Here is a 26864-nt window from a genome sequence, read left to right as displayed (position 1 = left end):
ACCCGCGCGACCCGGCGTTCTACGCAGCCTTCCTGGTCTTGGCGCTCGCCGTCTTCGAAGCGGCCTTGCGCGCGGCGCCGGACTTTGCCGCCGGCTTGGCGCTGCGCTTCGTGCCTGCCGCAGCCCTGGCCTTGGGGGCCTTGGGCGTCTTGCCGCCTTTGAGGCTGCGTTGGAGCAGGTCGGTCAGGTCGATCACGTTCGAGCTTTCCTCGGGGGCTTCTTCCTCCGGCTGGATGACGGTTTCCGTATCGCCCGCCTTCACCTTCTTCTGGACGATCTTCATGACCGCGTGCTTGAACTCGTCCTTGAAGTCCTCGGGCTCCCATTTGCCGGACATGTCGTTGACGAGCTGTTCCGCCATCTTCATTTCGGCCGCCGTCACGTTGGCGCCTTTGACGCCGGCCGCGGGCAGGTCGAGTCCTTCGAGCGACTTGACCTCGTCGCCCCAGCGCAGGAGGTTGAGGACCAACGCCTTGCCTGAGGGCACAAGGACCGCCAGGTGCTGCTTGGTGGCAATCACCACCTTCGCGAGACCGACCTTGCCCGTCTTGATCAGGACTTCGCGCAGCAGCGCATAGACCTTCTGACCCTTGTTGATCGGTGCCACGTAGTACGGACGCTCCAGGTACACGAAGGGAATCTCGTTGGCGTCGATGAAGCGCTGGATTTCGATGGTCTGGGTGGTGCGTGGGTACACGGCTTCGATCTCTTGCGGCGAGATCACGACGTACTTGCCGTCCTCGTATTCGAAGCCCTTGACGATGTCGTCCTTGTCGATCTCCCGGCCGGTCTTCTTGTTGATGCGCCTGTAGCCGACCGGGTCCATGCTGCGCTTGTCGAGCCAGTCGAAGTCCACACCCTGTTCGATGCTCGCCGTGTGCAGGCCGACAGGGATGTGAACCAGCCCGAAGGTGATCGCGCCTTTCCAGAGGGTTCTGCTGCTTGTGGCCATTGGGAAGTCCTTGTATCGCTGCACGGAAATTGGAGGCCAGCGCGCGCTGGCGCATGCCAGCATCCAATCGACCATCATGCGGCGTTGTGGGACATGGCCGGAGCCAGCGGGAGGACTGGCCGTACATCCTGGGTGGCGGGACCCCAAGCTGAGAGGGCCAGGGCGCTCTATTCGAGGACGCCAAACCCGAACGCCGTACGTCCAGGGGGCTTCGCGGGTGCCTCCGCAGTCCTGGCACCTGCCACCGATCGGGCCGCGCGCTTGTCGGCCTGTCGACGTGGTGGCTCAGGTTCAAGCGCCGCCGGCGCCCGCGGCCCGGTGTCGAGATCTTCGATCAGGGATTGAAGCGCGATCAAGCCGTCGGCCATCGATACCTTGTACGTCGCACTTGCCTTGCGAGCGCGCTTCAGGACTTTCCATTGACCGCCGCCGAGGGAGTCTGCCTCGGTGAGCACCCATTCGAACGCCCCAGGGCGCGGCTCCTCGACGTGAAGAGCGACGCGGCGCAGGACATCTTGACTCTTTGCGCTCACCAGAATTTCTCCTTAGGTTCGGGCCGCAATGACCCCTGGATCGGCGCGCCACGTCGCGCAAACGTGTAGGTTGGCACTGTCTTGCCGCGCGGTCCGCATCCTGCAGTCTGATGCGGCCATCGGCCCTGGCTTCTGGTCGCGGCGAGCAGAACCTTGGTTTTCCATTATCAAACCAAGGAGACTTTGATGACCGAACGGAATGAAGACAAGGCGAAGGCCACAGGGATTGGCGCCGTGGTGGGCGGCACTGCAGGCGGCGTGGTTGGAGGCGCAGCCGCCGGAGCGGCCGCGGGCGGCATGACAGGTCCCGTGGGCGCTGCCGTTGGGGCGGCGGTGGGCGCGGTGGCTGGGGCGATCGCCGGCCGCATGGTCAAGGCCGATCCCGTAGCGGAAGATGCCTATTGGCGCGACAACTACACCGCGCGGCCCTACGTCCAGAGCGGGTCGAGCTACGACGAATATGCGCCCACGTACCGCTACGGAGTCGACGCGTATTCGCGTTACCCCGGCCGCAGCTTCGACGATGTCGAGCCGGACCTGGGCCGCGGCTGGAGCGCATCGCGCGGACGTTCTTCGTTGGAATGGGAGCGCGCCAAGCATGCCACCCGCGATGCCTGGCAACGCCTGAGCGACAACGTGGAACGTGCCATTCCGGGTGATTCCGATCACGACGGGCGCTGATCGGTGAGATGCGAAACGGCGGCGCGCCGCCGCCGTTTTCGACAGTGGGGAAGCTCGACAAGCGAACTAGGGGGTCGTCTCGGCGTCTGCATGCCGTTCGCAGATGAGGCCGGCGACGCCCCGTTTTGAATCGGCACAGGAAATACGTCTTCAGCCACCATCACGCCGGGCGTGCTTCGAAGATCTCGCTGAGCACGCCCATATGCTTGAGCTCGCCGCTGGTCTCAGCGTTGGCGTGACCTCTCCTCCTATCGGGCAAGAAGGCTGCGAACGGCCGCAGCGGGCGCTGGCAAGTCGACGTCGAGCATGGGGACCTTGGTTGAGGCGTGGGCGCGAATCTTACGTAATTCTTCCTGTGCTCCGGAACGGGGTTTGACCCTCATCTTGTCAACGCAAACCCTTAGAAGTGTGGCTGCGGTCGTGGCGCTCGCAACGGCTTCGGCTCCCTGAGCTTCCCGCCCCACAGGCTGCGGTACTGGAAATGGGGAGAGGCCAGACCGTCCTCCATGGCCAGCGTCTCGAGGGTCTTGTTCAGATGGTATGGGCGCCTCCCTCCTGCGACTGCTACTTGCACCGCACAAGGGGCAGTGCCAGATTGACGATTCCACTGTCAACATCGAATGGAGACCATCATGGAACGCACCGTCATTGCCGTCGACATTGCCAAGAAGGTGTTTCAGCTGCACTGGGTCGAGATGGACACCGGCTGCATCGAGCGATTGCAGTTGAAGCGCGCAAAGCTGCTTGAGTGGTTTGCTAGCCGTGCAGCTGCGCTGGTCGTGATGGAAGCATGCGGCGGCGCACATGACTGGGGCCGAGCTCTGATGGGACTGGGCCACGAGGTACGACTCATCTCGCCCAGGAAGGTACGTCCGTTCGTGCAGCGCAACAAGACCGACGCTGCGGACGCCCAAGCGATCTGGACCGCATGCCAGCAGCCGGGCATGCGCTTCGTTCCCGTCAAGACCGAGGCCCAGCAGATCGTGCTGTCACTGCACCGGCTGCGCGCACAACTCATGAAGACCCGCATCATGCAAACCAACGAGCTGCGGGGGCTGCTGTATGAATTCGGCATCGTGCTGCCGGAAGGTCACGCGGCGCTGCTCAAGGCATTGCCCGCTGCCATGAGCGACGCAAAGACGCGGCTGCCAGCGATGCTCGTGGACAGCCTAGACGAGCAGCTCAGGCGAGTCCGGCAACTGCAGGCTGACATCGGTCTCATCGAGCGACGGCTCTCGCAGCAGATGCGAGAAATGCCGGCATGCAAGGCCGTCGCTGAAATCCCCGGCATTGGTCTTCTTACGGCGACGGCCGTGGTCGCCTGCATGGGCACGCCGTCGGCATTCAAGGATGCTCGGGAGTTTGCCGCATGGATCGGATTGGTTCCGCGCCAAACTGGCACGGGTGGGCGAGTGAGACAGCTCGGCATCAGCAAACGTGGCGATGCCTACCTGCGAACGCTGCTGATGCACGGTGCCCGAGCCGTCGTGATCAGATCAAAGGACAGCTCGACATGGCCATGGGTGGCAGCACTGTTGCAGCGCCGACCTTATAGCGTGGCCGTTGCCGCGGTAGCGAACAAGCTGGCGCGAACGATCTGGGCCGTACTGGCACGCGGACAAGCCTGGCGCCCCGAGGCGTGGCAGCCCGCGCGCTGATACGGATTGATAGACGACCGCTTTTGAAGGAGAGCAAGCGACCACGCGTGTGATGGGACAGACAGGTTGGACCGGGACGGGGACACTCCGATAGGGAATGAGAGCACCAAGCTCGATGTTCAGATGGGAACCTTGTCAGCGAAAACCATCAGGGCCAGCGGGCATATCAGCCTGCACAACAGGCCGGATATAAGACTGCAGCCCTGCCTCCTGCTTCTTCACGCTACGAGTTGCTTGTGATCCGGGAGGCGCCCATATAAGCGCTTCCCTAGAGGAACGTGGCTTTTCCTGCCACGACGTGCAGGACTATGAAGGCACCTGCGCCTGTACCAGTTGCGGAAAGATCGACATGTACGAATGGCACCCCACCTACTTGATCGCGGTCAATGTTTCGATGAAAAGTATCGCGATACGGCAGAGGAAACAGTGGTCGTGATTGCATGTGTGGCATGCGAAGCATGCGTACGGCCTGCCGCCTCCTCGACACCCCTTTGATGGATTGGGCCGCGGCCGCCTTCAAAAGCATCTAGATCATTGTCCGTTTCCTCCCCGGACTTGCAGCGACGAGACAAAATTTCCAACCCGCACACTCGCGCTTTCGCCCATTTCGCTCGGGTGGTGCACTCCACCGCAGCTGCCGCGCGATTGGCTCCGCCCTGACATCTGCGCCATCTACCAACTCTGTGGACCGCTTTTCTCGCTTGGTATTCAGCCGCTGTTTCGGGTGACGCGCGAACGCTCGGCTTTCAGGCCACCACCGACGGGACAAATTGGTTGCGCAGGTGACGCGCCATAAAATCGCGTGCCTCGTCGGCAGGCATGGGCCTGCACAGCCAGTAGCCCTGAGCCTCGTCGCATCCGCGGCTGTGCAAGTAGTTGATCTGGACTTCGGTTTCGACACCCTCGGCCACCACCTTCATCCGCAGCCCGTGGGCTAGCGTAATGATTCCGTCGATGAGCGCGCGCGCGTCGGCGTCCTGCGAAAGGTCGTTGATGAAGGAGCGGTCGATCTTGACCGTCGACAGCGGGAAGTGCTTCAGGTAGGACAGCGAGGAATACCCTGTCCCGAAGTCGTCCATGGCCAGCCCCACGCCCATGTCCCGGATCGTCTGCAACAACGTCACCGCGTTTTGGGGATCTGCCATCATCGCGCTTTCGGTGAGTTCCAGCTCCAACAGCGACGGATCCAGACCCGAGGCGTCCAGCACGGCCTCTATGTCGGTGATGAGCGTGCGGCTTTCGAACTGGCGTGGCGACAGATTGACGCTCATCAACACCTCCGGCAAGCCGTGCTTCTGCCATGCGAGCGCATCGGCACAAGCCTTTCCCAGCGCCCACTTGCCCATCGACACGATCAGGCCGAGTTCCTCGGCGATCGGAATGAACTGCACGGGCGGAATCAAGCCCAGCACCGGATGGTGCCAGCGCATCAGCGCCTCGACGCCGACGATGCTTTGGGTCCGCAGATTCATCTTCGGCTGGTAGTGCATTTCCAGTTCGCCGCGATCCAGGGCGTGGCGCAGCGCGCTCTCCAGCATCAGCTGCTCGGTGCTCTGCGCATTCATCTTCGCCGCGTAGAAGCGGTAGGTGTTGCGGCCTTTTTCCTTGGCGCGATACATGGCGGTGTCGGCGTTCTTCAGGAGAATTTCTGCATCACCGCCATTTTCCGGGTAGATGCTCACACCGACGCTGGCGCTGACGTGCAGCTCGCGCCCCCCAATGACAAAGGGCTCGGCGCAACGCTGGAGGACCCTTTCGGCGACCACTGCGGCATCGTTCGCGCTGTCAAGGTTTTCCATCAGCAGCACGAATTCGTCGCCACCGAAGCGCGCCACGACATCGGTATCGCGCAGCAGCGCCGCGAGACGCTGGCCGCAGATCTTAATCATCTCGTCGCCCACGCCGTGGCCCAGCGTGTCGTTGATCTGCTTGAAGCGATCCAGGTCGACGAACATCACCGCGAACTGCTTCTGGTGGCGGTTGCTGCGCCTGATGGCGCGGGCAAGCTCGAGCTGCAGCGACGCCCGGTTGAGCAGGCCCGTCAGTTCGTCATGGCTGGCCATGAAGCGAAGGCTGCGCTCGGCCAGCTTGCGCTGCCTGTACTGAGCGATCTGCAAGACGATCACGCGCAGCGACTCCAGCGTCTCGACCTCGACAATGGAGGGCTTAGCGCTGAAAAGCTCCAGTGCCGTGGTCGCTTCGGGGGCAACGATCGGCACGACGAGGCCAGTGGTCAGCCCCGCCTCACGGGCCATCGCATCGCGAGCGAAATGGGCCGGCGACGCCTGCGTGTCGATGCGCACCACGCCGCCGATACCGAACGCGCGGCCCAGCGAGCCCTCGTCGGGCCGATGTTCGCGCGACCGGCTGTCGCAGGCGAATTGCGTCACCGCAGGCCCCTTCTCTTCAGCATGCCAGACGGCATCGCAACGGGCCAGACCGTCCTCGCCGACGCTCCACAGCGCACCGCAGTCCCAGCACAGGTCGGTGCATATCGCCTCGAGCGCCAACGCGATCACCGTCTCGGCCCTGCCATCGCCGGCAAGCAGCCGAGCAATCTTGTATTCGAGCTTCTGTCGCAGCGCATCCTTACGCGGACGCGTGGCATCGCGCACCGTGCCACGCACCAGCTTCTTGCCCGCCTCTTCGCCCGACTGCGCGATGACATGGAGCCAGCGTTCTGTGCCATCGGCCAGGCACAGACGGTGCTCGAACTCGCTTCGCTCGGTGGTTCGGGAGACTAATGTGATTTGCTGGTGGACTGCGGCGCGCTCCAAAGCCGGCACACGCGAGAGCAGCGCGTGCAGGTCCGGCGGCGAGGGATCGTCCCCGAAACCAAAGATGCGCAGCGCTTCCTCGGAGCATTGCAGGGCGCCGGTCTCGGGATCGAGGGTCCAGCCACCCAGGCTGGCCAGCTGCTGGGCGTCCTTCCACTGCCGGTCGCTGACGCGCAAATGGCTGGTCATCTCGGCAGCAAGGACATGAGCCCGGCTGCGCGAGGTGATCAGCGAAAAGACAATGCCCGCGAGCAGCGTGCTGGTGGCAAGGCCGCCGAGAACGATGAACCACGGAATGGCCTTGTCCAGAGGACCGAGGATTTGGCTTTCGTTCTGCCTCACCTCCACCAGCCAGGAGTGGCCGCCAAGCTCGAAGCCGAGCATGCGCTGCAGACTATTCGCCGGTCCGGGAACCGGCTTAGTCAGCGTTGAACTGTCGAACAGAAGCTCGCGCTCGCCGAGTTCGACCGGCGCCACGAAGCGAGTTTCGATGCGCGTCCCGATCGGTCCCCTGCCTGGCCCGGCGTCGGCCAGGCGCAGCCGCAGCGTCTTCGCTGCCTCGGTGCCGACGATGTCTCGCAGCATTGCGGAGATGCTAAGGCCCGTGCCCACCGAGCCCATGTAGGCGTGGCGCCGCTGCTCGAGCGTATCGAGCGGCATTTGCGGGCGATAGACCGGCAGCCGCATCGCCAATCCGATGTCAGCCTCGCGACCCGGGATGCGGACCTTGCGACCGGAGGTGACGAGCCCGCCGGTGTCGCGCCCCTGTTCGAGCGCATTCCCCCGGTCGGGCATCGCGCCCAAGTCGTTGCCGAGCAGCATCTCGTTGCCGGCTTGGGGTTCGATGTAGAGCAGAGGATAGTAGAAGTCCCGCTCGCCGGGCGGCTTGATGGCGAAGCCGGAGACAACGCCAAGGTTCGCCTCGCGGCGGACCTGCTCCTCGAAGGCGCTCTTCTCGTCGAAGGCAACGAAGGGTGCGTAGGTGGCGGCCTGAAACCCAGGGTACGCACTCGCCAGATTGAGCCCCGCGACGTAGTTCCTGAAATCGCTTCGCGTCACCGCCTCGGGGGTATTGAACCGCGCCCGCAGTCCAGTCAGGACGGCGACATAGTCGTCGAAGCGGTCTTCGACCTTTCGCGCCAGGTCGAAGGCGGTTGCGTCGAATCGCGTCTGCGCGCTGCGCTCGATCTCCTGGTGGACAGAGACACCGAGGGCGATCGAAAGCGCGGTACCGATCACAAGAATCGCCAACGGGAGGCGAATCTTGACCCAGATGAACATTGACATTGGACTTGCCCTCGTCGCTGGCTCAGACCATTACATCGTTGCCGCAATATATAGATGCAGCGCAGAACCGTCACGCAATTCATTACGAGGATGCAAGGTCTGAATTCGGACGATCCGTCCAACTCTCAATCTAAGTATTGGTCGAAACGGGTGACGCTTGAGTCCAAAGGGGGGGAATAGCAAGCGGTTCCACTTGGAAAGAACCCTCGACGACTCTGCTCGGTTCGTACGAAGGCGTTCCAACTCGCACGTCGTTCAAGAAGTTGGTGGACGTGCCGCAGCACAGATGCGATCACGACCTTCGATTTTGGATTGGTAGAGGACCCTGTCGGTCGCTCCGATAAGTTCCTTTGATGGCACATGCGGGGATTCGCGCCCGGACGACAAAGCCAGCCACGGAGTTGGCGAAATCGGAGAAACGCCCGCGGGTCCTTCGCATCATTCGAAGCCGCGCATCGAAATTGAGGACGGTCACTGGTGTCCCGCTCACATTCGAATTCCGCATTCTCAACTCCCGATTGAAGACCGATTGCAAAATTTCTTCTACCGTTGGAATGCCTGCCCTGTCGGATTCCGCAGCGCGCATTCGCGCTCTCTTGATGAACGGCTGCGTTGTCTCCAAGGAGGTGCTCATGCGAAAGCATCCGCAGTTGAATGCCCCGGATGCCCCTGTCTTCAAGCTCAGGCGCGCATGGGCCGCGCCTGCACGAATCGTCAATAACGCATAAGCGATCGTCACTCCTTCTTACGCGTCAATGTCGATGCCCTGGGGCCGGCGGCATTTCACGAAGAGCACAAACGGGATGACTCCAAGATTCAGGATCAACAGCAGCCGGAAGTCGAACTGATACGCGAGGAATGCTGTGCCGTGATCCGCGAGGTTGACAAACTGCGCATCCGGTCGCGAACCTCCATGAAGCCGAAGGTCTGCATACGGTGCCGATGTCGCCTAATTTCTTAAAAAAAGTTTAAAAGCAAATCCGCCAGCAGGATCAGAGCAGCGAGCTTTTGGCGGCGCCTACAGACACAGCAGGAAGATGTGGCTATAAGCGGTCAAGAACCTCGAGGGACGAAATTTCTTTCATGAGAATTTCCGCATCGACTGCTGAATCCGAAAGGCGTCGTGAGTCCGAGCGCCTGTTCGCCCTGCGTTCCACACATATGCTGGATACGGCACCGACAGAGAACTTCGATCGGATCATGCGCTTGGCCGCCGAGCTTTTCGATGTTCCCATTGCGCTGATATCCCTCCTCGACGAGGATCGCCAGTGGTTCAAGGCCCGCGTGGGCCTGGACCTTCCCGAAACGCCTCGGGAATACGCCTTTTGCGACTACACCATCCGCCAAACCGATGTGATGGTGGTCGAGGACGCATTGCAGGACGACAGGTTTGCGAACAATCCATTGGTCGCGGGCGACCCGGGCATCCGCTTCTACGCCGGTGCACCGCTCATCCTGCATTCGGGTCACGCAATAGGAAGCCTGTGTCTTGTCGACCGCCGCCCTCGCCTGTTTTCTGCGAAGCAGCGCAAACAACTCAAGGATCTTTCCGCCCTCGTGCTGTCACAGATCGATCTCTATCGCACGGCGGGGAGAGTCGACGAGGTCACTCAACTACCCAATCAAGCGCAGATGTCCGAGGATCTTCATGACCTCGCCCTGCGCTTTCCCGAAGGAAGGTACACCCTTGCGCTCGTGGATATCTTGGATCGCAACGCGCTGCGAGACGCCGTTCTGGCAGTCGGGATCCGGCCGCTGGAAATCTTTCAGCGAGATCTGTCGATTCAGCTTCAGTCGCTCTTGAGTGCCGGCTCAGGGCTCTATTGCGTTGATGACGGACGATTTGCCTTCCTTATAAAGCGTGAGGGGGAGGCGAGCGACCGTTTCATCGATCGGCTCGTCATGGTCTTGAAACAACCAGTCGCAAGCGGCAGTCTACTGATCGAACTCGACGCGCGCGTGGGCGTCGTGCAGATCAACCTGGAAGCGAGCGAAGAAATCGACGATGCACTGCGCAAAGCCATGACGGCTGTTCACCAGGCAAGGACCTTGGGTCTTTCTCGAGTCCTCTATGTGTCGGAATTCGATATCCGTCATCAGCGTGCGTATGCCATCCTGCGTGATATCCCTCGGGCCATCGCCCATGACGAGTTCCATCTTGTGTTTCAACCAAAGCTGCGCGTGAGCTCGGGCGCGTTCGAGGGTGTCGAAGCTCTGATCAGGTGGCAGCATCCGATATTCGGCAACATTGCGCCCGCCGAGTTCATACCGTTGGCAGAAGGCACGACGCTCATCCATGAGCTTACGAGTTGGGTCATCGCAGCCGCGCTGAAGGAACTGGCAGAGCTTCATCACGAAGGATTCCGGATCGCGATCGCCGTGAACGTGTCCGCGCGTAGCCTGGAGCGCCCGCAGTTTGCGAATGACCTGAAGACCATCTGCGCGAGATACGCGGTGTCCCACGACATGCTTCACATCGAATGCACCGAATACAGTGGCTTGACGGCTCCAGCGACCCTGGAATCTCTGAGGCAGATCAGAGCCTTGGGAATGCAGCTCTCTCTGGACGACTTCGGCGCGGGCTACTCCAACTTGACATGTTTGGAGAACCTTCCCTTTCAGATGCTGAAGGTCGACCGAGGGCTCGTGGCGCATGTGGTGGCAAATCCCCGGGCACACCAGTTGCTCCAAGGCATCGTCAGCCTTGGCCATGCCATGGGTTTTCGGATGCTCGCCGAAGGGGTCGAAACGAGGGATGTGTTCGAGTGCATCGTGTCGATGGGCTTCGACCACGTGCAGGGCTACTACCTCTGCAGACCACTCTCGGCTTCCGCGCTCAGGAAGTTCCTGCGTCTTCCCCCTCGGTTCTAGAAAAACGAACGAATCATCGCTCGGCCATACTCTTCATGCGAACCCAACCTGCCTTCACCACAAGCTCGCCCCTCCTCGCGGAAACAGCGCCGATCGTCGAGCAGATGCCCGTCGGCATTTTTCGCAAGGACGCTGCCGGGCGCTTCGTTTTCGTCAACCCTCGGTTCTGTCAACTCAAGAACACGCCTGCAGACCAGGTTCTGGGCCGCACGGCAACCGAGATCGCTTCCAGTGTGGCACTGGAAATGAACGCGATGTGGCGGTCTGATCTCGCCGCGCAGGAAAGCCTTCACCACACGCTGATCATGCAGACCGGGCAGCATGTCGAGCGGGAGGAGGCTTTTTCTGGCACGGGCGGCCACCCGCTGTTCTTGCAGGTTGTCGAGTCCGCAGTGATGGGGCCTGGCGAGACGGTCGTCGGCAGCCAGGGGGTCCTTTTCGACATCACCCAGCGGATGCAGGCGGACGAGGACCTGGTCAACGAGCGCGAACTGCTTCGTGCGCTGCTGGACAACTCTCCGGACCACATCTATTTCAAGGACGCCCAGTCTCGATTCATCAAGTCCAGTACAGCCCAGGCTCTCGAGTTCGGAATGGCCACGCCCGACGGGCTGGTGGGGAAGTCGGATTTCGACGTCTTTTCCGACGAGCACGCCCGTCCGGCGTTCGAGGACGAACAGGAAATCATCCGCACGGGCTTGCCCATGATCGGCAAGGTGGAAAGGGAAACCTGGATAGATGGGCGGCCGGACTCTTGGGCCTTGACCACGAAGATGCCTCTGCGCAACCGTGCAGGCCAGATCATCGGAACCTTCGGCATCACCAAGAACATCTCCGACCTGAAGGAAGCCGAACGCCAGGTCGCCGAGGTGAACAAGCAGTTGATCGAAGCCTCGCACCTGGCTGGCATGGCCAGGATCGCGATCAATGTGCTGCACAACGTCGGCAATGTGCTCAACAGCGTGAACGTGTCCACGGCGATGATTCTTTCGGGCCTTCGCGCCTCGAAGATCCACGGGCTCACGCGGGCGGTCCAACTGATGGAAGAGCACGCGGATGACTTGGGGGCATTCCTGGCGTCGGACGCCAGGGGCAAGGTGCTTCCCACCTACCTGTGCCAACTGGCCCCGGTACTGGTGGCCGAGCAGCACGACGCCATCAAGGAGCTGACGGCTCTGAGCAAGAACGTGGAATATATCAAGGAGGTCATCGCTGCGCAGCAGGCCCATGCCGGAGCGTCCAGACTGCAGGAGACGGTGCGGATCCACGAACTGGTGGAAGACGCATTGCGCATCAACGCGCAGCCGTTGGCGCGACGCCATATGGTGGTGGACAAGGAGATCGCGGCGGTTCCCGAATTGCTGCTGGACAAAGGCCGGGTATTGCAGATTCTGGTGAATCTGATCGCCAATGCCGAGCAGGCCATGGAGGGTGTGGCAGATCGAGAGCCGAGGCTCGCACTGCGGGTGGAACTGGCGCAAGGCCGGCGGTTGCGCATCCGGGTCGCGGACAACGGGGTGGGCATCGCGGCGCAGACCTTGCCCCAGTTGTTCGCGCACGGGTTCACCACGAAAAAGACCGGGCATGGATTCGGGTTGCACAGCGCAGTGATCGCCGCCCATGAAATGGGCGGAACGCTCACGGCCCACAGCGACGGGCCGAACACCGGAGCAACATTCACGCTCGAACTTCCGATCGACGAGGCCGGGGAGATCCAATGAGAAAGCAACACAATCGGCGCATTCTTCTGGCGGACGACATGCCGGCCATCCATGAGGACTTCAAGAAAATCCTCCTCCCGGCAGGAGCCTCGGCGAATCTGGACGACCTGGAATCTGCGTTGTTCGGCACCACAGCCAAGGCATCCGCCGAGGAGTTCGTGCTGCACAGCGCCTACCAGGGGCAGGAAGCGCACGCGATGGTTCGCAAGGCATTGGAGACCGACGAGCCTTATGCCATGGCGTTCATCGACATGCGCATGCCTCCGGGGTGGGACGGCGTCGAGACCATCGAGCAGTTGTGGCTGGCAGACCCGCGCCTGCAGATCGTGATCTGCACGGCCTATGCAGACCAGTCATGGGTCGAGGTCTTCGATCGCCTGGACGCACGCGACCGCCTGCTCGTTCTCAAGAAGCCCTTCGATCCGATCGAAGTGCGCCAGTTGGCAAGCGCGCTCACCATGAAGTGGCAAATGACGGAAGATGCCGCCTTCAAGATGAACCTGCTCGAGCAGGCTGTCGAAGAGCGCACGCGGGAGCTGTCCGATGCCAACATCATCGTCCAGAACAGTCCGACCATCCTCTACCGCTTGCGCGGCGAGCCTGCGTTCCCGCTGATCTACATCTCGCACAACATCACCAAGTTCGGCCACGAACCGGCGGCCCTGTTGGCCAACCCGGATTGGGCGGATGTGCTGATCGACCCCGCCGACCAGCCCGGGGTCGCTGCAGCGATGGCGCGCGTGCTGGAAAAGGATGCCGAAGGCGCTTCGATCGAATACCGCCTGTGCACCGGGGACGGCGCACGTCGCTGGGTCGAGAACCGCTACGTTCCGGTTCGCGACAAGGAGGGCCGGCTCATCGAGGTCGAGGGCATCGTCATCGACGTCACCGAGCGCAAGGCGGCGGAGGAACAGCTGGCAAAACTTGCGCGCACCGATGGGCTCACGGGCCTGGCCAACCGCGCCACGCTCACGGAACGCCTTCACCAAGCCCATGGCGCAGCGCAACGGGGCTCCTTGCCGTTCGCGATCCACTGCCTGGATCTGGACCATTTCAAGCCGGTCAACGACACATTCGGCCATCCGGGCGGCGACCTGCTGCTGCGCGAGGTGGCGCAGCGATTGAAGAATTGCACGCGGGAAACCGATCTGGTGGCACGCCTGGGCGGCGACGAATTTGCCGTGCTCCAGAGCGAGATGGCCGAGCCCGCCGCCGCCGGCGCATTGGCTACGAAGATCCAGCAAGAGCTGGCCCGCCCGTACATGATCGATGGCAACGAGGTGCATGCCTCGGCCAGCATAGGCATCTGCCCCTACATTCCAGGCAGCGAAAGCCCGGAGGAAATGATGGCGCAGGCCGACCTGGCGCTCTACCGCTCGAAGGAACAGGGGCGCAACCAATACCACTTCCACTCGGAAGAGCTCGACCGGGAAGTCCGCGACCGGGTTGCGCTGGGCGAAGATCTGAAGAAGGCCATCGAACGCGAGGAGCTGGAGCTGTACTACCAGCCTCAGGTCGAGCTGTCCTCCGGCAGGATCGTGGGCGTGGAAGCACTGCTGCGCTGGAACCATCCGGGGCGGGGCTTGCTCGACGCGAATGTGTTCGTGCCGATTGCGGAGCGCACCGGCGGCATCGTCATGCTGGGCCGCTGGGTGCTGAACCAGGCGTGCAGGCAGATGAGCCTGTGGCGCGAACAGGGAATGGCGCCCCCTGTCGTCGCGATCAATCTGTCACTCGGCCAGCTCAGGAACGGCAGCGAGCTGATCCGCGATGTGGTCGACTGCCTCGCGAAATGGCAGCTCAAGGCTTCCGACCTGGAGTTCGACGTGACCGAGTCGACCTTGGCACAGATGACATGGGCTCACAACGACGTGCTGCCGCAGTTGCGGGCACTCGGCGTCCGGATTGCCATCGATGACTTCGGCACCGAGTATTCGTCGTTCGAATACCTTCGGACCTATCGCGTCAATCATCTGAAGATCGCGCAGTCGATGCTCAAGAGAGCCGTCGACGACCCCGACAGCGCAGCCACCGTCCGCGCCATCATGAACCTGGCGCGGGAGGCCCGCATCGGCATCATTGTCGAGGGGCTGGAAACTGAAGCGCAACGCGCCTTCCTCCACTCGACGGGCTCCACGACCCTTGCACAGGGCTACTATTTCAGCGAGGCCGTGGTCGCCAACGAGGCAGGCGACCTTCTGCGCTCCGGCACCATGGAACAGAGCGAGCGCAGCAAGGGCGAGAGCCGGGGCGCTGCTTGAAGGTCGATCGGGAACGAAGACATCGCCCCGCCGGATTTTGCTCAAAGAAAAGACTCGAATGATCCGCCTGACCCGCGCTGCGCTGAGTGTTGCCGTCTCCCTGCTGGCGTTGCAGCATGTGTTTGCAGAACCCTCAGCAGCTGTCCAGACGCGCTGCTTTCGGTTCTCTGACCAACCCGGCAAGCTTGTGCAATTGCGGCTAATCGGCACACAGGACGACAACAAGGCGGGCTTCGTGCTCTACGCAGGTTCCAAGGCCTGGATCCCCCTTGTGCTGTCGCGCAGCCAGGTCATTCCCATGGCCGATAGCGGCCGCAACCAAGTCGACGAGGAGTGGGTAGAGATCGTCCACGACCAAGTCACCGGTCGCTACTTGCTCAGCATGTTCGGCAACGAGGTGAACTCGTTCGAGTACGTCAACCGCAAGAATGGCGCGAAGACCGAGTTCACACTCGCTCCAAGGCTGCACGACATCAATCCTTGTGAAGCGAGATGGCAATAAACACATAATTGCTTCGATGCACAAAGCCATTTCCACCGCCGAAGACACCGATGCCGAACAGATTTCTGCACTTGTCAACAATGCCTATCGCCCCAGCGCGGCGGAGGCCGGATGGACCCATGAGTCCGCGCTCGTTTCGGGCGAAAGAACCTCAGCAGTTCAAGTGCGAAGGCTCTTCAAGAAAGACTCAACGGTCCTCGTCATGAAACATGACGAGTCCATCGTCGCGTGTGTCCATGTAGAGCGGGTCAATGATGTCTGCTGGATAGGCATGCTGGCCACCAAGCCCGACCTGCAGGCTGGAGGCCTTGGCAAAGAGATGCTCGCGGCAGCGGAAGCATTGGCAGCAAGCGAACACGCACCGCAAGCGCTAAAGATGGCTGTGCTTTCATCGCGTCCCGAACTTCTCAGCTTCTATCAGCGCAGAGGCTTCGTGCTGAACGGCAACATCGGGGCCTATCCCGCGGACGCCGGCGTCGGCACGCCTCGACAAGACGGTTTGCAAGTGTTCGAGCTAGAAAAAAAGATCGGTTGACCTCTCAGCCTTGAGTCATGTCGGCCCGGTCGAAATACGGTGCGCCTGTCCGCCTAGGTGTGAAGCGTCAAGAGGTTGTTTCTTGACGATTTGATTCTGGACATGGGCGCGAGGCCTCCGATACCGCTGTGCGGGCGGTGCCAGTTGTAGTGGTGCTGCCAGCTTGCCAGGGCATCGGTTCGATGAGCTGAGTTCTGGTAGGTCCAGCCGTAGGCCCACTCGCGCAACGCGGACGGATGAACCTCTCGGCTTTGCCGTTGGTTTGCGGTCTGTAGGGCCGCGTGAAGCTGTGCTTGATGCCCAGTTCAGTGCAAGTCGCCTTGAACTCACGCGAGCGGAAGGCCGGTCCGTTGCCCGTCCTGCAAGCACGCAACGTTGAAGGATTGGGAAATCAAGGTTCCCTGTGACCAGCAGCGTAGCGGTCGGTGGCGGCTCGCATCATTCCGATGCAACGCCATGGTTTGAGAACTCGTGTCAGCCTGCCGGCGCCTCGATCGAGGCTTGCGCCATGTCAAACCCGCGCACCCGCACGCACCCGATACTGGCATTGATATGAAAGACCGGAAGGCAACGAAAGCAAACGAGGCGGCGCCGTTGATGCGGCTCCGTAGATGATGGACGAATCGAACGCCGTCGCGCTGGTGTTGCGGGAAGCGTACCGGTTCGCTGTCGATTTCGGGCAGCCCGGCGCAGCCGCGCTCTTGACGGACGTGCAGCCACCGCTGGGAACCGGGGCCGGGCCCGATTCGGAGCAACTGCTGGTGGCGGCGGTGGCCAACTGCCTGTCATCGAGCCTCCTGTTCTCGCTGCGCAAGTTCAGGAACGAAACCGTTCCCATGCGAACGCAGGCCGATGTCACGCTGTCGCGCAACCCGCAGGGCCGCCAGCGCGTGGCGAGCATCCAGGTCGCCATACACCTTGGCGTTGCGGCATCAACACTCAGGCAACTCGAACGGGCGCTTGCCCAGTTCGAGGACTTCTGCGTCGTGACACAAAGTGTGCGCACCGCCGTTCCAGTCGAGGTGCGCGTTCTCGACGGCAGCGGCGCATTGCTGAGCTTGAAAGCGAATTCAGTCCCAGGAGGTGCGCCATGACCCACAGCAGCCTGAACATCATCCGCCACGAGCACCGCGCCCTGTCGGCCATGCTGCGCTCGATCACGCTGCTCCTGCGCGAACACAGGCGGCACGGCACCCTTCCCGACTTCGACGCCCTGCAGGCCATGCTGTTCTACGTCGACGAGTTCCCGGAAAAACTGCATCACCCGAAGGAGAGCCTGTTGCTGTTTCCGAAGCTGCGCGGACGCAGCGCGCACACCGATGCGGTACTCGACCGGCTCGACCGCGACCATGCGCGCGGCGAATGCGCCATTCGCGAGCTCGAGCATGCGCTGCTGGGGTTCCACACGATGAGCGGGACCGCTCAGTGCGACATGCGGCGCGACAACTTCGAGCAGCTGATGCAGCAGTACGCCGACTTCTACCTGGAGCACATGCGCGTCGAGGAAACGGAGATCCTACCGCTCGCCGAGTCGGTGCTCGACGCCGGCGAATGGGCCGAACTCGATGTCGCCTTCCTGGCCAATCGCGATCCGCTGGCGGGCTACGAAGCCGACGAGCCGTACAAGCCGCTGTTCCGCACGATCGTCGGCGCACTGCAGCATTCCGGCAATGTCGGCTCGGTGCTCGAAGCGTTCGCAGGCGCCGCGCTGCCGACGTTCACGCCGAACCGCTAGCGCGCCCTCCCCTCCTCATCGACACAGAAAACCATATGCAGCAAGATCGCGACGCCCTCATCGTCGGCGCAGGACCGGCCGGCCTGGCCCTGGCCATCGCCCTGGCCGATGCCGGCTTCACCGCCACCGTTCTGGACGCCCAGCCGCGCGAGGCCCTGGCCGCCCCGGCCGAAGACGGGCGGGACATCGCGCTGACCCACGCCAGCGCGGCGACCTTGCGCGCACTGGGCTTGTGGCAACGCCTCCTGCCCGAGGAGATCGGATGCATCAAGGAAGCGCGCGTCATCGATGGCGACTGGCAGGATCGGGCGCTCAGTTTCTCCCCGCAGGGCAGCGGCTCCGACGTCCTGGGCTGGATCGTGCCGAACCACGCGCTGCGCCGCGTCAGCTTTGCCGCCGCGGCGGAACGCCCGGGGTTGCAACTGCTCGATAGTGCCCAAGTGCTTCGCGTCGGCACCGAGCCCGGCCGCGTGCAACTGGATTTCGAAACCTCGCCCGGCATGCCGCGGCAACTGCAGGGCCGCCTGTTCGTCGCGGCCGACAGCCGATTCTCCTGGTCGCGCAAGCAGCTCGGCATCGCCGCCGACATGCACGATTTCGGCCGCGTCATGATCGTGTGCCGGATGCGGCACGATTTTCCGCATGGCGACGTGGCCTACGAGTGTTTCGGGTACGAACGCACGCTCGCGGTGTTGCCCGCCGTGGGTCATGTCTCGTCGGTCGTGGTGACCGCCGATGCCGCAGCCGCGAGCCAACTTCTCGCGTTGCCCGAACAGGCTTTCGCGGCGCTCGTGGAGCGCCAGTTCCGCAGCCGGCTGGGACGGATGCAACTGCTCGGAAAGCGCTTCCCCTACCCCCTCGTTGCCGCCTATGCCCGGCGCTTCGTGGCCCAGCGCAGCGCGCTGGTCGGCGATGCCGCCGTCGGCATGCATCCGGTCACGGCCCATGGCTACAACCTCGGCTTGCAAAGCGTCGCATCCCTTGTGCACGCGCTGTGCGAAGCCCGCGCGGCCCAGCAGGACATCAGCGCCGCCGAGGTCCTGGCGGGCTACGAACGCGCGCACCGCCGGGACGCGGCCCCGATCTACCACGGCACGAATGCGGTCGCGAGACTCTATGCCAGCACCGGCGCACCGCAGCGCCTCGCGCGGCAACTGCTCCTTCGCGGCGCCCAGCATCTCCCGCCGCTGAAGGCGGCGATCACCGCGCGCCTCACGGGCCGCGGCGGCCTGCAGTTGCCTGGCACCACGGCCTAGCGCGGGGACGGGTGCTGTGCGGCTGCGCGCAGCGGCAGGCGTGCCGCAAGAGAGGCCCGCGGTTGCACACCGGCGTTCCTGCGGCCGGAGCGCAGATGGCGCGCCAGCGGCGCATCCATGGTCCGGACATGCCGCTCATACCAGTCCCGCAACTGGCACGCCATTTCCCGCACCTGCGAAAGCCGCCCCTGCGCGGCATGCACCGCGCCTTCGCGCATCACCTCGAGCACCACGCGGTGCTGGGCCGCGTGATCCTTGCGCGATGCGAAACCGGACGCCCGCATCCAGATGTCTTCGCACGCGAAGTGTTCGGCCGCGCACGCGAGCAGATCGCGCCAGGCCTCCGGCAACGCGGCGTTGCCAGCCTCATCCACCCGCGCCAGGCGCTTGACGAATCGCTCGCGCGCCCGGTCCATGAAGGGCAGGCCGAGCGAAATTGCATCGGATCGGTCCAGGACAGCCATGCGATCTCCTCTGAGGATAGGGCCAGGCCGCAAGGCTATCGAGGGCCGGCGGGCGGTTCCTTGATCTCGCTCAACGATCGCGCGTCCGGCCGGTGGTTCCACATCAGGACCAGGTTCACCATCACCGCCGAGACGATCGAGTAGCCGACCCGGCTCGGTTCGACAAGCGCGAAGGCCGAGGCGACGATGGCGGCATCGCAGGCCATCTGCACGGACCCCGCGCTCCACCCGTAGCGGCGCTGCAGGAACAGCGCCAGCACGCCAAACCCACCCAGGCTGCCACCGTGGCGGAACAAGACGAGCAAGCCGACGCCGATCAGCAGGCCGCCGGCGATCGCCGCGAACAGCGGGTGTGCCGGCTGCACGCCGAGAGCCGTCCCTATGCCCTCGACGCTGAGCGACAGCCCGGCAACGACGAGGAGCGTCTTCCAGGTGAATCGCAACCCGAATGCGCGCCAGCCGAACGCGATGAAAGGCAGGTTCACGACAAGCAGGGTCCATCCCAGGGACCAGCCCGACGCATAGTTCAGCACAAAGGCCAGGCCAGGGATGCCGCCCGTCAGCAGATGGGCGCTGCGAAGTATGGCCAGCCCGAGGCCGACCAAAAGGATGGCCGTCCCGAATCCCTGCGCATCGTCCAGCACCGGGTATCGCCGTTCGGCCTCGAGGCGCGAGTCTTGATCCATGGCCCAGTGTCTCCTCGCGCGGCCATGCAGACCTTGCGCCAGGACAAGGTTGCGCAGGCTCCCCGCCGCTTGATGTGGATCAAGGCGGCCGGAAAGCCCGCTTCTAAGCTCGGGCAGCCCTTCAGGAGACCCATCGTGCAGCAGCGCGCAACCGCAACCAGTCAAGATCTTTCGCCGTCATCGGCGCACCAGGCCATGCCCGCCAAGGCCTGGCGCGTGCTGGCGGTGAGCACGCTGGCGTTCACGGTCTGCTTCATGGTGTGGATGATGTTCGGCGTGATCGGCATCCCGATCCGCAAGGCGCTCGCGCTCAACGCGACCGAGTTCGGCCTGCTGACCGCGATGCCGGTGCTCACGGGTTCGCTGGTGCGCGTGCCGCTCGGCATCTGGACCGACCGCTTCGGCGGGCGCATCGTCATGACGCTGCTCATGGCCGCCACCGTGCCGGCCATCTGGCTGATGTCCTATGCCACGCAGTACTGGCACTTCATCGTGCTGGGCATGTTCGTCGGACTCGCGGGCGGCTCCTTCTCGGTCGGCACGCCCTACGTGGCGCGCTGGTTTCCGCGCAGCCGGCAAGGCTTCGCGATGGGCATCTACGGCGCCGGCAACTCGGGCGCCGCCGTCAACAAGTTCGTGGCGCCGGCCATCGTCGTGGCCTTCGGCTGGGCCGTGGTGCCGCAGGTCTACGCGGCGATCATGCTCGGCGCTGCGCTGCTGTTCTGGACGCTGAGCGCCAGTGACCCCCGCCATTTGGTGAGCCACAGCGCCAGCTTCGCCGACCAGCTCAGGACGCTCAAGGACCCGCGGGTGCTGCGCTACTGCCAGTACTACAGCATCGTCTTCGGCGGCTACGTCGCGATCTCGCTGTGGATGGTGCAGTACTACGTCGGCGAATACGGACTGGACATCCGCGTCGCCGCGCTACTGGCCGCCTGCTTCTCACTGCCGGGCGGCGTGCTGCGGGCCGTCGGCGGCTGGCTGTCCGACAGGTACGGCGCTCACAGCGTCACCTGGTGGGTGATGTGGGTGTGCTGGATCTGCTTGTTCCTGCTGAGCTACCCGCAGACCGATCTCACGCTGCTCACGGTGAACGGACCGCGCACCTTCCACATCGGGCTGAACGTCTACAGCTTCACCGCGCTGATGTTCGTGCTCGGCATCGCCATGGCCTTCGGCAAGGCCAGCGTCTTCAAGTACATCAGCGACGACTACCCCAGGAACATCGGCGCCATCAGCGGCATCGTCGGACTCGCCGGCGGCTTGGGCGGTTTCGTGCTGCCCGTCATGTTCGGTGCGCTGATGGACCTCACCGGTATCCGGTCCAGCGCCTTCATGCTGATGTACGGCGTGGTCTGGGTCTCGCTGATCTGGATGTACTGGACCGAAGTGCGCGCCACCCAGGTCATGGGCGGCCTGCGCGCGCGGACCTCGAATCTCAACCTGGAAACAAAATCATGAGCACCAGCACCATCGCCGTTCCCCCGGGGACGACCGGCGGCCGCGCCGACATCGCCGACTGGCGCCCCGAGGACGAACAGTTCTGGGAAAGTACCGGCCGGCACGTGGCATGGCGCAATCTGTGGTTGTCGGTCCCTGCCCTGCTGTGCGCCTTCGCCGTCTGGGGCATGTGGGGCATCATCACCGTGCAGATGAACAACCTGGGCTTCCCCTTCGCCCAGGCCGAACTGTTCACGCTCACCGCCATCGCGGGCCTGGCCGGCGCCACCATGCGCATCCCGGCCTCGTTCCTGATCCGGCTGGCGGGCGGGCGCAACACCATCTTCCTGACCACGGCGATGCTGCTGGCGCCGGCCATCGGCACCGGCATCGCGCTGCAGCACAAGGAGTGGCCGCTGTGGGTGTTCCAGCTCATGGCGCTGTGGTCGGGCGTGGGGGGCGGCAACTTCGCCAGCTCGATGTCCAACATCAGCACCTTCTTTCCCAAGCGCCTGCAAGGCACGGCGCTGGGCCTGAATGCCGGCATCGGCAACTTCGGCGTGACGACCATGCAGATCGTCATCCCGCTGGTCATGACCGTGGGTCTCCTGGGCGGCATCGGCGGCGAGCCCATGACGCTGCTCAAGGACAGCGGCTGGATCCTGGGCAAGATCACCGCAGGCACGCCCACCTGGATCCAGAACGCGGGCTTCGCCTGGGTGCTGTCGCTGGTGCCGCTGTCGATCCTGTGCTGGTTCGGCATGAACAACCTGAACACCGTCTCGCCCGACACCGGTGGCGCGATCCGGGCCTTCATGAAGATCATCTGGCTCTACACACTGTCGTTCGCCCCGGCGATCGCAGGGCTGTACCTGTACCTGCCGGCGCCCACGGGCTTGGGCCTGCTCAACATGTGGGTGGCCATGCCGCTGATCATCGTGGCCACGCTGTTCACCATGAAGCTCGCCGCGTTCGGCGCCATGAAGGAGAACATCGCCAAGCAGTTCGAGATCTTCCGCGACAAGCACACGTGGTCGATGACGGCGCTCTACATCGTGACCTTCGGCTCCTTCATCGGCTTCTCGATGGCGCTGCCTTTGTCGATCGCGGTCATCTTCGGCATCAGCCACGTGCCCGACGCCGCCGGCGTGCTGCAGCACACGCTGAAGAACCCGAACGCGCCCTCGGCTTTCACCTACGCCTGGATCGGGCCCTTCGTCGGCGCGCTGATCCGCCCGGTGGGCGGCTGGATCTCGGACAAAGTGGGCGGCTCGATCGTCACGCAGGCGATCTCGGTGGTGATGGTGATCGCGTCGGTCGCCGTGGGCTACGTGATGCTGCTGGCCTACAGCTCGCCGCAGCCGGAGCAGTATTTCCTGCCCTTCATGCTGCTGTTCGTGCTGCTGTTCGCGGCCAGCGGCATCGGCAACGGCTCCACCTTCCGCACCATCGGCGTGATCTTCGACCGCGCCAAGGCCGGCCCGGTGCTGGGCTGGACCTCGGCCATCGCCGCCTACGGCGCCTTCATTGCACCCGTGGTCATCGGCGCCCAGATCAAGGCCGGCACGCCCCAGTACGCGATGTACGGCTTTGCCGTGTTCTACGCGCTGTGCCTCGTTCTCAACTGGTGGTTCTACCTGCGCCGCGGCGCCTACGTGAAGAACCCCTGAGCCAGCCAATCGAATCCAGACGAAAGACACACGATGAGCCACTTTCTCGACCGCCTGACCTACTTCGCGCAGCCGCGTGAATCCTTCGCCGAGGGCCATGGCCAGGTCACCGGCGAAGACCGCACCTGGGAAGACGCCTACCGCGCGCGCTGGGCGCACGACAAGATCGTGCGCAGCACGCACGGCGTGAACTGCACGGGCTCCTGCTCGTGGAAGATCTACGTCAAGGGCGGCATCGTCACCTGGGAAACCCAGCAGACCGACTACCCGCGCACCCGCTGGGACATGCCCAACCACGAGCCGCGCGGCTGCGCGCGCGGCGCGAGCTACAGCTGGTACCTCTACAGCGCCAACCGCGTGAAGTACCCGATGGTGCGCGGCGCCCTGCTCAAGGCGTGGCGCGAAGCGCGCAAGACGCTCGGGCCGGTCGAGGCCTGGGCCTCCATCGTGCAGGACGACGCGACGCGCCGCAGCTACCAGAGCGTGCGCGGCCTCGGCGGCTTCGCCCGCTCGGGCTGGGACGAGGTCAACGAGATCGTCGCGGCCAGCAACATCCACACGATCCGCCGCCACGGCCCGGACCGCATCATCGGCTTCTCGCCGATTCCCGCCATGTCGATGGTGAGCTACGCCGCGGGCAGCCGCTACCTGAGCCTGATCGGCGGCGTGTGCATGAGCTTCTACGACTGGTACTGCGACCTGCCGCCGGCCAGCCCGCAGGTGTGGGGCGAGCAGACCGACGTGCCGGAGTCGGCCGACTGGTACAACTCCAGCTACATCATCGCCTGGGGCTCCAACGTGCCGCAGACGCGCACGCCGGACGCGCACTTCTTCACCGAGGTCCGCTACAAGGGCGCCAAGACGGTCGCGATCACGCCCGACTACGCCGAGGTCGCCAAGCTGTCGGACCTGTGGATGCATCCGAAACAGGGCACCGATGCCGCGGTCGCCATGGCCATGGGCCACGTGATCCTCAAGGAGTTCTACTTCGACAGGCGCACCGCGTACTTCGACGACTACGCGCGGCGCTACACCGACCTGCCGATGCTGGTCATGCTGAAGGAACACACCCTGCCCTCGGGCGAACAGGTGATGGTGCCCGACCGCTACGTGCGGGCCTCGGACTTCGACGACCGGCTCGGCCAGCCGAACAACCCCGAATGGAAGACCGTCGCGCTGGCGGAGGACGGCCGCGTGGTGGTGCCGCAGGGCGCCATCGGCTTTCGCTGGGGCGCGGACGGCCGTGCCGATGCCGGGCAATGGAACCTCGAGGCCAAGGAAGCGGAGCACGGCGGGGCGGTGAAGCTCACGCTCTCGCTGCTCGACGATGCAGCCACGGCAATCCAGACGGCGCGGATCGGATTCCCCTACTTCGGCGGCATCGAGAGCGAACACTTCCCGAACAACGCGCAAAGCGACGTGCTGGTGCGCACGGTGCCGGTCCAGCGCATCGCGCTCGGTTCCGAAGGCCAGAGCGCGCTGGTCGCCACGGTCTTCGACCTGCAGGCCGCCAACTACGGCGTGGCGCGCGGCCTCGCGGGCGAGCTGGCGGCCGCCAGCTACGACGACGACACGCCCTACACGCCGGCCTGGCAGGAGAAGATCACCGGCGTGCCGCGCGACCAGGTCATCACCGTGGCGCGCGAGTTCGCGGCCAACGCCGAGAAGACGCACGGCAAGTCGATGGTGATCATTGGCGCGGCCATGAACCACTGGTACCACAGCGACATGAACTACCGCGGCGTCATCAACATCCTGATGATGTGCGGCTGCATCGGCCAGAGCGGCGGCGGCTGGGCCCATTACGTGGGCCAGGAAAAGCTGCGTCCGCAGACCGGCTGGACCCCGCTGGCCTTCGCGCTCGACTGGATCCGGCCGCCGCGGCAGATGAACTCGACCAGCTTCTTCTACGCGCACACCGACCAGTGGCGCTACGAGAAGCTCGGCATGGAGGAAGTGCTGTCTCCGCTGGCCGACAAGGCGGCGTTCGCGGGCACGATGATCGACTACAACGTGCGCGCCGAGCGCATGGGCTGGCTGCCCTCGGCGCCGCAGCTGCAGACCAACCCGCTGCAGGTGGCGCGCGACGCGCAGGCCGCCGGCGTCGACGGCGCGGCCTACACGGCCAAGGCGCTGAAGGACGGCACGCTGCGCATGAGCTGCGAGGACCCCGACCACCCGTCGAACTGGCCGCGCAACATGTTCGTCTGGCGCTCCAACATCCTGGGCTCTTCCGGCAAGGGCCACGAATACTTTCTCAAGCACCTGCTGGGCACCACGCACGGCGTGCAGGGCAAGGACCTCGGGCCCGGCGACGCCAAGCCGGCCGAAGTGGTCTGGCACGACAAGGCGCCCGAGGGCAAGCTCGACCTGCTGGTGACGCTCGACTTCCGCATGAGCACCACCTGCCTCTACTCCGACATCGTGCTGCCGACCGCCACCTGGTACGAGAAGAACGACCTCAACACCAGCGACATGCACCCCTTCATCCATCCGCTGTCGACCGCGGTCGACCCGGCCTGGCAGGCGCGCAGCGACTGGGAGATCTACAAGGGCTTCGCCCGCACCTTCAGCGCGCTGTGCCCTGGCCATCTGGGCGTGGAGAAGGAAGTGGTGCTCACGCCGCTGATGCACGATTCCCCCGCCGAGCTGGCCCAGCCCTTCGGCGTGGCCGACTGGAAGCGCGGCGAGTGCGAACTCATCCCCGGCAAGACCGCGCCGCAGATCGCGGTCGTGGAGCGCGACTATCCGAACCTCTACAAGCGGTTCACCGCCCTGGGCCCGCTGCTCAAGAAGATCGGCAACGGCGGCAAGGGGATCGGCTGGAACACGGACGTCGAGGTGGACGAACTCGGCCAGCTCAACGGCCGCGTCGCCGAGCCCGGCGCCACGCAGGGCATGCCGAGCATCGACACCGACATCGACGCCTGCGAGGTCGTGCTGCAGCTGGCGCCCGAAACCAACGGCCACGTGGCCGTGAAGGCGTGGGAGGCGCTGGGCAAGCAGACCGGGCGCGACCACACGCACCTGGCGGTCTACCGTGAGGACGAGAAGATCCGCTTTCGCGACATTCAGGCGCAGCCGCGCAAGATCATCTCCTCGCCCACTTGGAGCGGCATCGAGAGCGAGAAGGTCTCCTACAACGCCGGCTACACCAACGTGCACGAGCTGATCCCATGGCGCACGCTGACCGGGCGCCAGCAGTTCTACCTGGACCACCCGTGGATGCGCGCCTTCGGCGAAGGCCTGGCGGCCTACCGCCCGCCGGTCGACCTGAAGACCACCCGGGACATCCACAACATCCGCAGCAACGGCCACAAGGAGATCCAGCTCAACTTCATCACGCCGCACCAGAAATGGGGTATCCACTCGACGTACACCGACAACCTGCTGATGCTCACGCTGAACCGCGGCGGGCCGGTGGTGTGGCTGTCGGAGGACGACGCGAAGAGCGCCGGCATCGCCGACAACGACTGGGTCGAGCTGTTCAACATCAACGGCGCCATTTCGGCGCGCGCGGTGGTGAGCCAGCGCGTCAATCCGGGCATGGTGATGATGTACCACGCGCAGGAGAAGATCATCAACACGCCGGGCTCCGAGATCACCGGCACGCGCGGCGGCATCCACAACTCGGTGACCCGCATCGTGCTGAAGCCCACGCACATGATCGGCGGCTACGCGCAGTTCAGCTACGGCTTCAACTACTACGGAACCATCGGCACCAACCGCGACGAGTTCGTGGTGGTGCGCAAGATGAACAAGGTCGACTGGCTCGACGCGCCCGCGGACGCGCCCGTCGCGGCCACCGCGGCGGCGGCCTGAACGAGGAGGAACC

At 64.0% G+C, this 26864-nt stretch carries 18 protein-coding genes and 1 pseudogene; 13 read left to right on the top strand and 6 right to left on the bottom strand.

Going from position 1 to position 26864, the window contains the following annotated elements; translation table 11 throughout:
* Positions 1-19: 19 nt before the first annotated feature.
* Both ASD05_RS10485 and ASD05_RS10480 read right to left on the bottom strand, forming a co-directional pair.
* On the bottom strand, positions 20-952 hold the full coding sequence (locus ASD05_RS10485) for a Ku protein (RefSeq protein WP_056591471.1): 933 nt from the start codon (positions 950-952) through the stop codon (positions 20-22).
* Positions 953-1119: 167 nt separating this feature from the next.
* Positions 1120-1485, bottom strand: a complete 366-nt coding sequence (locus tag ASD05_RS10480) for a hypothetical protein (protein WP_157610066.1) — start codon at positions 1483-1485, stop codon at positions 1120-1122.
* A 186-nt stretch (positions 1486-1671) separates the two neighbouring features.
* Here ASD05_RS10480 and ASD05_RS10475 point away from each other — a divergent pair, with 186 nt between their 5' ends.
* Together ASD05_RS10475 and ASD05_RS10470 are read left to right on the top strand one after the other, a co-directional pair.
* The gene (locus tag ASD05_RS10475) at positions 1672-2166 is read left to right on the top strand and encodes a glycine zipper domain-containing protein (RefSeq protein WP_056591468.1); all 495 of its coding nucleotides are present in this window, start codon (positions 1672-1674) and stop codon (positions 2164-2166) included.
* Between the two features lie 632 nt (positions 2167-2798).
* Positions 2799-3824, top strand: a complete 1026-nt coding sequence (locus ASD05_RS10470; protein WP_056591541.1) for an IS110 family transposase — start codon at positions 2799-2801, stop codon at positions 3822-3824.
* 746 nt (positions 3825-4570) lie between these two features.
* Here ASD05_RS10470 and ASD05_RS10465 read toward each other — a convergent pair.
* A complete protein-coding gene (locus ASD05_RS10465; RefSeq protein ID WP_056591465.1) occupies positions 4571-7888 on the bottom strand; it encodes an EAL domain-containing protein in 3318 nt (1105 codons plus the stop codon).
* A 1083-nt stretch (positions 7889-8971) separates the two neighbouring features.
* Here ASD05_RS10465 and ASD05_RS10460 point away from each other — a divergent pair.
* From ASD05_RS10460 to ASD05_RS10440, 5 genes are read left to right on the top strand one after another with little or no spacing between them, the layout of a single operon-like run.
* Positions 8972-10759 carry a sensor domain-containing phosphodiesterase gene (locus ASD05_RS10460; RefSeq protein WP_056591461.1) on the top strand — a complete coding sequence of 596 codons (1788 nt, stop codon included), beginning with the start codon at positions 8972-8974 and terminating at the stop codon, positions 10757-10759.
* Positions 10760-10794: 35 nt separating this feature from the next.
* Positions 10795-12480 carry a PAS domain-containing sensor histidine kinase gene (locus ASD05_RS10455; RefSeq protein WP_056591458.1) on the top strand — a complete coding sequence of 562 codons (1686 nt, stop codon included), beginning with the start codon at positions 10795-10797 and terminating at the stop codon, positions 12478-12480.
* Positions 12477-14741, top strand: a complete 2265-nt coding sequence (locus ASD05_RS10450; RefSeq protein ID WP_056591455.1) for an EAL domain-containing protein — start codon at positions 12477-12479, stop codon at positions 14739-14741. The genes ASD05_RS10455 and ASD05_RS10450 overlap by 4 nt, the downstream gene beginning before the upstream one ends.
* A 58-nt stretch (positions 14742-14799) precedes the next feature.
* Positions 14800-15243 (top strand): hypothetical protein, encoded by a 444-nt coding sequence (locus ASD05_RS10445; RefSeq protein WP_056591452.1) that lies wholly within the window; start codon positions 14800-14802, stop codon positions 15241-15243.
* A 16-nt stretch (positions 15244-15259) separates the two neighbouring features.
* Entirely contained in the window at positions 15260-15778 is a 519-nt protein-coding gene (locus ASD05_RS10440; protein ID WP_056591449.1) for a GNAT family N-acetyltransferase, read from the top strand.
* Positions 15779-15831: 53 nt separating this feature from the next.
* Here ASD05_RS10440 and ASD05_RS29440 read toward each other — a convergent pair.
* A pseudogene (locus ASD05_RS29440) lies at positions 15832-16136 on the bottom strand (integrase core domain-containing protein); the annotation flags it as partial.
* Between the two features lie 253 nt (positions 16137-16389).
* On the opposite strand from ASD05_RS29440, the gene ASD05_RS10435 reads away from it, so the two are divergent.
* Genes ASD05_RS10435 through ubiM form a run of 3 tightly spaced genes read left to right on the top strand, consistent with a single transcriptional unit; the run spans position 16390 to position 18769 of the window.
* Entirely contained in the window at positions 16390-16872 is a 483-nt protein-coding gene (locus tag ASD05_RS10435) for an OsmC family protein (RefSeq protein WP_056591446.1), read from the top strand.
* Positions 16869-17513 carry a hemerythrin domain-containing protein gene (locus ASD05_RS10430; RefSeq protein ID WP_056591437.1) on the top strand — a complete coding sequence of 215 codons (645 nt, stop codon included), beginning with the start codon at positions 16869-16871 and terminating at the stop codon, positions 17511-17513. Before ASD05_RS10435 ends, ASD05_RS10430 begins: the two co-directional genes overlap by 4 nt.
* 35 nt (positions 17514-17548) lie before the next feature.
* Complete coding sequence (gene ubiM, locus ASD05_RS10425) at positions 17549-18769, top strand: 5-demethoxyubiquinol-8 5-hydroxylase UbiM (RefSeq protein WP_082572024.1); 1221 nt, start codon at positions 17549-17551, stop codon at positions 18767-18769.
* Here ubiM and ASD05_RS10420 read toward each other — a convergent pair.
* Both ASD05_RS10420 and ASD05_RS10415 read right to left on the bottom strand, forming a co-directional pair.
* The gene (locus ASD05_RS10420; protein WP_056591419.1) at positions 18766-19233 is read right to left on the bottom strand and encodes a bacteriohemerythrin; all 468 of its coding nucleotides are present in this window, start codon (positions 19231-19233) and stop codon (positions 18766-18768) included. The genes ubiM and ASD05_RS10420 overlap by 4 nt on opposite strands.
* A 35-nt stretch (positions 19234-19268) precedes the next feature.
* Positions 19269-19919 carry a YitT family protein gene (locus tag ASD05_RS10415; RefSeq protein WP_056591416.1) on the bottom strand — a complete coding sequence of 217 codons (651 nt, stop codon included), beginning with the start codon at positions 19917-19919 and terminating at the stop codon, positions 19269-19271.
* 195 nt (positions 19920-20114) lie between these two features.
* Between ASD05_RS10415 and ASD05_RS10410 the strand changes: the two genes are divergently transcribed.
* Genes ASD05_RS10410 through ASD05_RS10400 form a run of 3 tightly spaced genes read left to right on the top strand, consistent with a single transcriptional unit; the run spans position 20115 to position 26851 of the window.
* A complete protein-coding gene (locus ASD05_RS10410) occupies positions 20115-21380 on the top strand; it encodes an MFS transporter (protein ID WP_056591413.1) in 1266 nt (421 codons plus the stop codon).
* Positions 21377-23029: an MFS transporter gene (locus ASD05_RS10405; protein ID WP_056591410.1), complete on the top strand. Its 1653-nt coding sequence runs from the start codon at positions 21377-21379 to the stop codon at positions 23027-23029. The genes ASD05_RS10410 and ASD05_RS10405 overlap by 4 nt, the downstream gene beginning before the upstream one ends.
* 33 nt (positions 23030-23062) lie before the next feature.
* Positions 23063-26851, top strand: coding sequence for a nitrate reductase subunit alpha (locus tag ASD05_RS10400; RefSeq protein ID WP_056591407.1), 3789 nt, complete (start codon positions 23063-23065; stop codon positions 26849-26851).
* The last annotated feature ends 13 nt before the right edge of the window (positions 26852-26864 follow it).

Source organism: Variovorax sp. Root434 (assembly GCF_001426595.1).
Classification (GTDB): domain Bacteria; phylum Pseudomonadota; class Gammaproteobacteria; order Burkholderiales; family Burkholderiaceae_C; genus Variovorax.
Note: the sequence above shows the minus strand (reverse complement) of the source record. Positions and strands in the feature narration are given on the sequence as shown.